Here is a 9,666-nt window from a genome sequence, read left to right as displayed (position 1 = left end):
TTCTTTGCGGTCTTCAGGTCCGAGCGCGTCGATTGCCGCAGCAGCCGGACGGCCTTCGTCTTGTGGCCGTCGTGGGCCAGCGACTGGAGCTGCAAGAGGAGCTGTGGGCTCAGGTGTCCAATGGCGGACAACGCATCCTGGTGGCCGGAGCTGTCCCGGCCCAAAAGGGCGGAGCGGGCGTGGTCGGCCTGCTGCGATTGCTGCTGGGAGTTCTGGCTGGGGCGCGTGGTAGCTTCAATCCGGGCGCGGGAGGCCTCGGCAGCCCGGACCTGTGCCGCGTAGTGGGCCTGGGACTTGAGCGCCAGTTCCTGCTGGTAACGCTCGGCATCTGAGATGCCGTGGTTCCGCGGCTTCAACGCCGTGACCGCCGCCCAGAGCACCGCCGCGAGGATGAGGGCAGGCAACATGACTATCAGTACATCGCCCATGATTAGAGCTTATGCCAGATTGCGGTTATCCACAGCATGTTCCGCACCTCGCGTACAGTGCGCCGCTGCTGGCGTCAATTCGGCTCGGCGGGAATGAATCCGGTCACAAAATGTGCGTATCGGGCGGCAAATGTGGCCTCCTGTGCCGCATCGTATCCCCAGCTCCAGGGTGCAGGCTGTGGATGAAGCTTGGCGGAAATTGTTTTGTGTCCACAAGATGAATGCAACATTTCCGCAGGTCAAGCACTGATTACAGGCTTAACTTTTTTTCTATCCACAGCTCTACCCACAGACTGTGCACAAGCATCAGGCACTAGTGCACAGGTTATCCACAGGGCAGCGGAGCGGCCGGGTTGGTGCCTGCCCCGGCGGCGGATAACGTAGCAGGATATCGGGCGTGGGAAGCGGAAAAACCTGCGGTCGCCGGATGGTGCCCACCAGGACACCGGCTCCGGGATCCGGCGCCCTGCGGCCGCACCAGCACTGTGGATAACGGCGGTTGCTGGTCCGGCGCGAACTGTCGGAGCTGACTGGTAAGAATAGAGCGGCCGGCATGTGCCGGGTTTTGCCGCCCGCATCACAGCAGTTCGGCAACACAGCAGTTCGGGATCACAGCAGTTCGGCAACACAGCAGGTACGCATCACAGCTCCGCAATGACAGCAGTTCGGCATCACGGCCGTTGAGCACCGCAGCGGCTGGGCGTTGACCCGCCGGGATACGGTGCTTGGCCTTGAGGCACTGGGTACGAGGGCATTGGGCATAAGGCGCAGTGCTTACGCGCCGCGGCGAACGGACATCCGCCACGGCACACAATGAAGGACGGCAGTTTTGTCAGTTACGCATCTGGACTCAGTCGAGGGTACGCGGGGAGCCGAGGGCAGCCGCAAGCCTCCGCAGGACATCCCCGCGGAGCAGTCAGTCCTGGGCGGCATGATGCTGTCCAAGGACGCCATCGCCGACGTCGTCGAGATCCTGCGTGGCCAGGACTTCTACCGTCCGGCGCACGAAACCATCTACGAGGCCATCATCGACCTCTATGGCCGCGGCGAGCCCGCGGACGCCGTGACCGTCTCGGACGAGCTGACCAAGCGCGGCGAAATCAACAGGATCGGCGGACCCGCCTACCTGCACGAACTCATCCAGACCGTCCCCACGGCGGCCAACGCCGGTTACTACGCTGAAATCGTGGGCGAACGCGCGGTGCTGCGCCGCCTGGTCAACGCCGGCACCAAGATCGTCCAGCTCGGCTACGGACAGGACGGCGAGGTCGAAGACCTGGTCAACCAGGCCCAGGCCGAGGTCTACGCCGTCGCCGAACGCCGGACCGCCGAGGACTATGTGGTCCTCAAGGACGTCATGGAATCCACCGTGGACGAGATCGAGGCCTCCGGCCACCGCGGCGAGGGCATGGTGGGTGTACCCACCGGCTTCTACGAGCTCGATGAACTCACCCACGGCCTGCATCCCGGCCAGATGATCGTAATCGCCGCCCGCCCGGCCGTCGGCAAGTCCACGTTCGCGCTGGACTTCGCCCGCTCGGCCGCCATCAAGAACAACCTTGCGACCGTCATGTTTTCCCTCGAAATGGGCCGCAACGAGATCGCCATGCGCCTGCTGTCCGCCGAGGCCACGATCGGTCTCCAGGACCTCCGCAAGGGCACCATCAAGGACGAGCAGTGGTCCAAGATTGCCACCACCATGGGCCGGATGAACGATGCGCCGCTGTTCATCGATGACAGCCCCAACATGTCGCTGATGGAGATCCGGGCCAAGTGCCGGCGCCTGAAGCAGCAGCATGACCTCAAGCTGGTGATCCTGGACTACCTGCAGCTCATGAGCTCGGGCAAGAAGGTGGAATCCCGCCAGCAGGAAGTCTCCGAGTTCTCCCGTGCCCTGAAGCTCCTGGCCAAGGAACTCCAGGTGCCGGTGATCGCGCTGTCGCAGCTGAACCGTGGCTCCGAGCAGCGCCAGGACAAGCGCCCCATGGTCTCGGACCTGCGCGAATCCGGCTCCATCGAGCAGGATGCCGACATGGTGATCCTGCTGCACCGCGAAGACGTCTATGACAAGGAGTCCCCGCGCGCGGGCGAGGCGGACATCCTGATCGCCAAGCACCGTAACGGCCCCACAAAAGACATTGTGGTGGCTTTCCAGGGCCACTACTCGCGGTTTGCCAACATGGCCGCCGACGCCGGCGGTGGCGGCGGCTTCTAGCCCCGCCCGGCTAGTGGTCGCGGGCCGCGAGCAGGTGGTTGGGCAGCCGGTTCCCCGGGGCCCGGCCGCGGATTTCCAGCAGTTCGCGGGCGTGGGAGTGCAGCCGGATATCCTCCGCTGACACCGGCACCCACTGCGGAATCGGGACCGAGGTGCCGGTCTCGTCGCGGGCGACCATGACCGTCAGGCAGTATGTGGTCAGGTTCAGCTCGCGCCCCTTGGGGTCTCCGGAGCGGACGTGGACGGCGATGTGCATGCCCTTGGTGCCGGTGTAGACCAGACGGGCCTCCACCTCTACGACGTGGCCGATCAGCAGCGGCCGGTAGAACCGCACGCCGCCGGAGAATACGGCCACGGTGTCCTTGCCGCAGTAGCGGGAGGCGCAGACGTAGGCAGCCTCGTCGATCCACTTCATGACGATGCCGCCGTGCACCTTGCCGCCCCAGTTCACGTCCGTGGGCGCGGCCATGAACCGCAGCACCACGCTCTCGGCCGTGCCGGCGTCGGTATATTCCTGTCCGCTCATGGCCTCCACGATGTCCTCGCGGACCTTGATCCGGGCCAGCGCGTGGTCCCGCTGTTCGATTTCGTCCGGCGTCTCAGGGACGAACTGCGGCACCGGTATGGGCTTGCCGTCCGCGCCCACGGCCACGAAGATCACGATGCACTGGCTCCGCATGGTGGCGGGGCCGCCCTTCGGATCGCCCGAGGACACCACGGTCCGGATGTGCATCGAGGACCGCCCGGTGTACACGATCGTGGCCTCGACCTCCACCATGTCGCCACTGTTGACCGGGTCCGCGAAGTGGATGTTCCCCACGTAGGCCGTCACGCAGTAGGACTTTGCCCAGCCGACGGCGGCGGCATAGGCCGCCTTGTCCACCCACTCGAGCACGGTGCCGGCGTCGACCGAGCCGCTGTGGCCGACATCGGTGGGGGCCGCCAGGAAGCGCAGGGTCACGGAATTGGGCGCGTTCTCGCTCATATTGTGAGTTTACGGATTGGCCCGGCAGGCGCGGCCGGCCGGCGACACAATCGCTCTCCTGCAGGCCACAACCACGCCATAACCCGGAGACACACGACGACGGGCGGCCACCAAAAGGTGACCGCCCGCCGGCGCGCTCCAGGCCGTGAGCTATGCCGTGGATGCCTTAGGCCAGGACGCGGAGCTTCGAGTCGGCGCGGCCGAAGAGGGCGCGGTCGGCGGAGAACTTGCCCGCACCTACGAGGGCCACGGCTGCAGCGGCGGCCGCCAGGATCAGGACGAGTTCATAGCCGCCGGTTGCGACGAAGACGCCGGCGGAGGCGTGGACCATGAACAGGGCGCCGAGCATGTCCAGTGCGAGGAGGACCGCAAACACGCGGGTGAGCACGCCCAGGATCAGCGCGACACCGCCGACGAGCTCGAGGGTCGCGACGACGGGAGCCACGGCCTGGGCTGCCGGAACACCCATCTGGGTGAAGGCGGCCTGGGTGCCTGCGATCGTGAATTCGTTGAACTTCTGCCAGCCGTGGGCGGCGAAAAGGAAGCCGGCGATGACGCGCAGGATGGTTCGGGCGGAGGTGGTCAGGGCGGGCTGGTTCATGGGAAATACCGTTTCGTAAGTAGGGGGCGTCGCGGCTCTCAGCCGCCGCGGCTTCGGTTGCGTTCAAGATCCAGTCTTCCGGATATTTAGTTGAAATGTCAACTAAATGACGCGCTGGGTCGATTCGGTGGCCCGGCTAGGGTTAACGCGTGCAACCTTCCCCGCCGCTGTCCACCGCCCCGCCGCCGACTACCGGGCAGCGCCGGGAAATCCTGCGCCTGGCAGTGCCGGCCTTCGGCGCCCTGATCGCCGAGCCGCTGTTCCTGCTCGCGGATTCGGCCATTGTGGGCCATCTCGGCGTGGCCGAACTGGCCGGCGTCGGGCTGGCATCGGCGGTCCTGCACACGGCAGTCGGACTGATGGTGTTCCTCGCCTACTCCACCACCCCGGCAGTGGCGCGGGCCATCGGCAACGGCCAGCTGGCCAAAGCCCTCGCCGCCGGGCGCGACGGCATCTGGTTGGCGCTGCTGCTCGGACTCGCCCTTGCGGTCGCCGGGTTCCTGGCCGCGGGCCCGCTCCTGGACCTGATGGGCGCCGACGGCGAGGTGCATGCCTTTGCCGTGGACTACCTGCGCGGGTCCATGCCCGGCCTCGTGGCGATGCTGCTCATCTTCGCGGGCACCGGGGTGCTGCGCGGACTCCAGGACACCCGGACCCCGCTGATCGTCGCCGCCGCGGGTTTCACGCTGAACATCGCGCTGAACCTGGTCCTCGTCTACGGGTTGGGCTGGTCCGTGACCGGCTCGGCCGTGGGCACGAGCATCGCGCAGTGGGCCATGGCGGCCGTCTATGTGCTGATCGTCCGGCGCAACGCCCGCAACCACGGGGTGTCCCTGCGGCCGGACTGGCGTGGCATCCGGGCCCTGACCGGGGTGGGTTCCTGGCTGATGCTGCGTACGCTCAGCCTGCGGATCGCAATTCTCGCCACGGTGGTGGTGGTCACCGCCCAGGGGCCGGTCAATCTCGCCGCGCATCAGCTGGCCATGACCATCTTCACGTTCTTCGCTTTCGCCCTCGACGCCCTCGCGATCGCGGCCCAGGCCTTGATCGGCAAGGAACTCGGCGCGGCCCGGGCGGTGGCGGCACGCGCGCTGACGCGCACCATGACCCGGTGGGGGGTGGGCTTCGGCGTCCTGACCGGAATCCTTCTGGCAGCCGCGGCACCGTGGGCGGGCGCCCTCTTCACACCCGACGCCGAAGTCCGGGCGGCACTCACCCTCGCCCTCTGGGTGCTCGCCGCCGGGCAGCCGCTGGCCGGGTACGTCTTCGTCCTTGACGGCGTCCTCATCGGCGCGGGCGACGCCCGCTACCTGGCGATCGCCGGCGTCGTCAACCTCGCTGCCTACCTGCCGCTGCTGCTGGCCGTGCTGTATTCCGGCGCCGGTGCCGGCGCGGGATTGCTCTGGCTGTGGGCGGCGTTCTCACTCGGCTACATGGCGGCGCGGGCGCTGACGCTGGGCCTCCGGGCCAGGACGGACCGGTGGATGGTGCTCGGCGCGCGGTGAGTGCGGGCTGGGCGCGTGCCGAGCGCGCACCTGGCGCGAACCGCCGCCGGGCCCGCACTGGGCGGGTACTTCCGGCAGGCGTGCGAAGCGGCGGCTTCACACTAAACTGGACGGGTGACTCTTCCCGCAGCGCCTGACGCGACCCCTGCCATCCGCGCCGCGGCCGACCTCTTCAAGCCCGTGCTTGTCAGGGCGGCCGTCGCGCTCGTGTTTGGCGCGGTCACCGTGTTCTGGGCGGCGCCGCCAGAATCGGGCATGGGCTGGGCCGGCGGCCTCTACCTGCTGGCCACCGGTGTGGTGATGATCTGGACCGTACCCAAGACCGGATTCCCCCCGCGGGAAGGCGCTGGCAGAGTCCTTTCCGCCGGCGGGGCAGCCCTGGCCGGAGCCGGCGCGGCCGTGGCCCTGCTCCCCGCCCCGCTCGTCTTCGGAACCATCGCGGCCCTGGGCCTGGGCGTGGCCGGCGCCGCGGAGCTGTTCGCGGGCATTCGTGGCCGCGGCCGGTCCGTGTTGGCCCGTGACTGGATCGCCTCCGGCGTGATCGGACTGGGCACTGCGATCGCGCTGCCGTTCTTCATCGGCCTCGGCCCGCACGCCCTCCTCGGCGTTGCCGGCGGCGGGGCCATCATCTCCGGCGTCCTGTGGATGCTGTCCGGACTGACCCTGCGCCATGATGCTCCGGGCGATTCCGCGGAGGCCGTAAACTAGTACCGACAGGTTCTACCCGGCGTAGAACAATTGCGGTAACAAGACAGCCACGCTATTTGCGCGGGCTGCAGGAGGAAAACACCTTGGCACAGCAGAAACCCGGAGCGCCCCGCAGCCTGCGGACCTCGGTCAAGGGACCGCTCATGTTCTCCGCGTTCTGGGCCGTGGTGGTTTTCTTCGGCGTCCTGATCTTCGCCTCGGGCGGCAGCGCCCGCTCGCCCCGGTTCGATCTGGCGCTCACCGGTGCCGGCATCGCCTTTATTGTGACCCTGGTGGTGGCCGCCATGCTGGCCATGAGCCACAAGGAGAATCCCGCTGACCTGGGGAAGGGTTCCGGCGTCAACCTCAGTTCCAAGCGCACGCCCTCCGGCCATGGCGGCCCGTCAGCGCAGCCCCGGCCCGAGGCCGGCCCCGGCGATTCCCGTGACAGCGGCCCGCAGGCCTAGCAACGAGGCCTAGCAGCGTGGCCCCACGGTGAGGCCCGACAGGCCGGCCTGACAGCGGGGCCCGACACCGCGGGCCCCTCCCGCCGGCACCCTCGGCGTCAGGACGCGGCTTTCCGGGCCCGGTACGCGGCCACATGCGCGCGGTTGGCGCAGTTTCCCGTGTCGCAGTAGCGCTTCGAACGGTTGCGGCTCAGGTCCAGCACGACGGCGTCGCAGTCGTCCGCGGCGCACACCAGCAGGCGGTCCATTTCCTTGCTGCGGATCACGTCCACGATCGCCATGGCCGCCTCCGTACTCATTCGGTCGGCCAGCGGCGCCTCCGGGGTGGTGGCGTGCAGGTGCCAGTCCCAGGGTTCGTGCTTGACCAGCTGGGGCAGCGCCCGGGCCTCCCGGAGCAGCCGGTTCACGGTTCCCGCGGCTGCCGACTCCTCGGCCTGCCAGAGCTCGGCGAGCTCGCCGCGGAGCCGCCGCACGCTGGCCAGCTCGGCCCCGTCCCGGGTGCGGGAACCGGTGAAGCCCTCGGCCTCCAGGAAGGCATCCAGATCCCTGACCGTGGCCAAATGTTCCTCACCGTTGGCCGCGGTGTTGATGAGGTTGACCACAGAACGCAGGGCAACTTCCGTGTCAGGGGCAAAAACCATCTTGACTCCTTACCTTGCCGGGGCGTAATGTCATGAGCATAACCCTACTTTACTCCTGACAGGAGAATGCCCGTGTCTGCCCCCCAGCGCCCCGTCGCCACGCCGGTCCGAGACCTAGCCGCCCAGCGGTCTGCCTCCGAACCGGGCGGCACCCCGCAGGGAAGCAAACTCGAAGGCAAACGGGGAGGCAAGCAGGCCGCCAGGCAGAGCACCACGCCGGCCGCCGCACCATCCGGGTTCATGGCATCGGGCCTGGGCGTCGCCCTGTTTTCGTCCGCGGTATTCGGGCTCTCCGGATCATTCGCCAAGGCGCTCCTGGAAACGGGCTGGACTCCCGGGGCGGCCGTCACGGCCCGGCTTACCGGTGCGGCCCTGATTCTGGCCGTCTTCGCCATTCCCTCCTTGCGCGGGCGTTGGCACCAGCTCCGGGACAACTGGCTGACCGTGCTGCTGTTCGGATTCATCGGCGTCGCCGCCTGCCAGCTGTTCTATTTCAACGCCGTATCCCGGCTCTCGGTCGGCGTCGCCCTGCTGCTGGAGTACCTGGCGCCGGTGCTGATCGTCCTCTGGCTGTGGGCCGCCAGCCGGAAACGGCCGCGGCCACTGACCATTGCCGGCACTCTCCTGTCCCTCGGCGGGCTGATCCTGGTCCTGGACCTCACCGGGGCCGTCAAAGTCGACCTCATCGGGGTGCTGTGGGGGATCGCGGCCGCGGTGTGCCTGGCCATCTATTTCTTCATCACGGCCAAGGAAAACGACACCCTGCCGCCCATCCTGCTGGCTTCCGGCGGGCTCATGGTGGGCGCCATCGTCATGTGGCTTGCCGCGGCAACCGGGCTGCTGCCGATGGCCTTCAGCACGGCCGACACCCGCCTGGGGGCCTGGATCACCCCGTGGTGGGTGGCGCTGGGCGGCCTCGTGGTTCTGGCCACGGTGGTGGCGTACGTGTCCGGAATTGTCGCCGCCCGGGCACTCGGCTCGAAAGTCGCGTCCTTTGTCTCGCTCACCGAGGTGCTGTTCGCCGTCATCTGGGCGTGGCTGCTGCTCGGCGAACTGCCCGGACCCATCCAGCTCCTGGGCGGGCTGCTGATCGTCGGCGGGGTGGTGCTGGTCCGGCTGGACGAGCTCCGGGCCCCGTCCGGCACCGGCGCGGCAGCGCTGGACCACGCGAACGACTGCGAGCCCGTGCCGTAGTCGGTTGTCCGTTCGGCCCGGGCATCTCGTTCCCGGGCCGAAGGAATCTCAATCGGTCGACAGCCCACAACGCGCCTAACCCTGCCTCAATCACCACAAGGCCCTTAGCATGGAGATATGTGCCGAAATATCCGGACCCTCCACAATTTTGAACCCCACGCCACCACCGCAGAGGTGGAGGCCGCCGCGTTGCAATACGTGCGCAAGATCAGCGGCAGCACCAAGCCGTCCAAGGCCAACGAGGAGGCCTTCAACCGGGCTGTGCATGAGATTGCCCATGCGACGCAGCACCTCCTCGACTCCCTGGTGACCCACGCCCCGGCAAAGGACCGCGGGGAGGAAGCGGCCAAAGCCAAAGCCAGGGCTGCCATCCGCTATGGCGCGGCCTGAGGCGGGGCGTCCGGCCTAAGGCCTGACTACTTTCCGAAGCTGCGCAGCCGCAGCGAGTTGGCCACCACCAGCACCGAGCTGGCGGCCATGGCGGCGCCGGCGATCATCGGGTTGAGCAGGCCCAGGGCCGCCACCGGGATGCCCACGGCGTTGTAGAAGAAGGCCCAGAAGAGGTTCGTCTTGATGGTGCCGAGCGTCCGGCGGGAAAGCTCGATCGCCTGCGCCACCTGTCCGAGGTCGTTGCCCATCACCGTCAGATCGGCTGCCTCGATGGCGACGTCGGTGCCGGAGCCCATGGCGATGCCCAGGTCCGCCTGCGCCAGCGCCGCGGCGTCGTTAACGCCGTCCCCGGCCATGGTCACAGTGGCGCCGGCCGCTTGCAGCGTCCGCACGGCCTCAACCTTGCCCGCCGGGAGCACACCGGCAAAGACGTCGCGCGGGCTGATCCCGACGGCGGCCGCCACCTGGGCAGCCACAGTGGCGTTGTCGCCGGTCAGCAGGATCGGCCGGAGCCCGAGCTCCCGGAGCCGGGTAACTGCGGCCGCGGAACCGG

General features: G+C 68.1%; 11 protein-coding genes. 6 read left to right on the top strand and 5 right to left on the bottom strand.

Annotated features, from left to right (window positions below; genetic code table 11):
* Window positions 1-428, bottom strand: a 428-nt coding sequence (locus LQV45_RS11775) for a hypothetical protein (protein ID WP_230007190.1), incomplete at its 3' end; no start/stop codon positions are given.
* Between the two features lie 829 nt (window positions 429-1,257).
* Here LQV45_RS11775 and dnaB point away from each other — a divergent pair.
* A complete protein-coding gene (dnaB, locus tag LQV45_RS11770) occupies window positions 1,258-2,643 on the top strand; it encodes a replicative DNA helicase (RefSeq protein ID WP_018775337.1) in 1,386 nt (461 codons plus the stop codon).
* A gap of 10 nt (window positions 2,644-2,653) precedes the next feature.
* Here dnaB and LQV45_RS11765 read toward each other — a convergent pair whose 3' ends face one another.
* Window positions 2,654-3,628, bottom strand: a complete 975-nt coding sequence (locus LQV45_RS11765) for an acyl-CoA thioesterase (RefSeq protein WP_230007189.1) — start codon at window positions 3,626-3,628, stop codon at window positions 2,654-2,656.
* A gap of 166 nt (window positions 3,629-3,794) precedes the next feature.
* On the bottom strand, window positions 3,795-4,229 hold the full coding sequence (locus tag LQV45_RS11760; RefSeq protein WP_028277632.1) for a DoxX family protein: 435 nt from the start codon (window positions 4,227-4,229) through the stop codon (window positions 3,795-3,797).
* A gap of 149 nt (window positions 4,230-4,378) precedes the next feature.
* Here LQV45_RS11760 and LQV45_RS11755 point away from each other — a divergent pair, with 149 nt between their 5' ends.
* From LQV45_RS11755 to LQV45_RS11745, 3 genes are all read left to right on the top strand, one after another.
* Complete coding sequence (locus LQV45_RS11755) at window positions 4,379-5,734, top strand: MATE family efflux transporter (protein WP_230007188.1); 1,356 nt, start codon at window positions 4,379-4,381, stop codon at window positions 5,732-5,734.
* Between the two features lie 114 nt (window positions 5,735-5,848).
* Window positions 5,849-6,442, top strand: coding sequence for a hypothetical protein (locus LQV45_RS11750; protein WP_230007187.1), 594 nt, complete (start codon window positions 5,849-5,851; stop codon window positions 6,440-6,442).
* 83 nt (window positions 6,443-6,525) lie between these two features.
* Entirely contained in the window at window positions 6,526-6,888 is a 363-nt protein-coding gene (locus LQV45_RS11745) for a hypothetical protein (protein ID WP_230007186.1), read from the top strand.
* Window positions 6,889-6,986: 98 nt separating this feature from the next.
* Here the strand turns inward: LQV45_RS11745 and LQV45_RS11740 are convergent, their stop codons facing one another.
* Window positions 6,987-7,529 carry a CGNR zinc finger domain-containing protein gene (locus LQV45_RS11740; protein WP_230007185.1) on the bottom strand — a complete coding sequence of 181 codons (543 nt, stop codon included), beginning with the start codon at window positions 7,527-7,529 and terminating at the stop codon, window positions 6,987-6,989.
* Window positions 7,530-7,769: 240 nt separating this feature from the next.
* On the opposite strand from LQV45_RS11740, the gene LQV45_RS11735 reads away from it, so the two are divergent.
* Entirely contained in the window at window positions 7,770-8,723 is a 954-nt protein-coding gene (locus tag LQV45_RS11735; protein WP_230007191.1) for a DMT family transporter, read from the top strand.
* 117 nt (window positions 8,724-8,840) lie between these two features.
* The gene (locus LQV45_RS11730; RefSeq protein ID WP_028277626.1) at window positions 8,841-9,113 is read left to right on the top strand and encodes a DUF2277 domain-containing protein; all 273 of its coding nucleotides are present in this window, start codon (window positions 8,841-8,843) and stop codon (window positions 9,111-9,113) included.
* A gap of 26 nt (window positions 9,114-9,139) precedes the next feature.
* Here LQV45_RS11730 and LQV45_RS11725 read toward each other — a convergent pair.
* A partial coding sequence (locus LQV45_RS11725; protein ID WP_230007184.1) for an HAD-IC family P-type ATPase occupies window positions 9,140-9,666 on the bottom strand: 527 nt, incomplete at its 5' end.

The sequence above is a fragment of the Microbacterium sp. Bi128 genome (assembly GCF_918698205.1).
This window is presented reverse-complemented; position numbering and strand designations above follow the sequence as displayed.

Excerpts from the sequence above, each read along its gene's own strand:
- LQV45_RS11765 (WP_230007189.1), bottom strand. The coding sequence starts at position 3,628 with ATGAGCGAGAACGCGCCCAATTCCGTGACCCTGCGCTTCCTGGCGGCC.
- LQV45_RS11760 (WP_028277632.1), bottom strand. The coding sequence starts at position 4,229 with ATGAACCAGCCCGCCCTGACCACCTCCGCCCGAACCATCCTGCGCGTC.
- LQV45_RS11740 (WP_230007185.1), bottom strand. The coding sequence starts at position 7,529 with ATGGTTTTTGCCCCTGACACGGAAGTTGCCCTGCGTTCTGTGGTCAAC.
- LQV45_RS11735 (WP_230007191.1), top strand. The coding sequence starts at position 7,770 with ATGGCATCGGGCCTGGGCGTCGCCCTGTTTTCGTCCGCGGTATTCGGG.
- LQV45_RS11730 (WP_028277626.1), top strand. The coding sequence starts at position 8,841 with ATGTGCCGAAATATCCGGACCCTCCACAATTTTGAACCCCACGCCACC.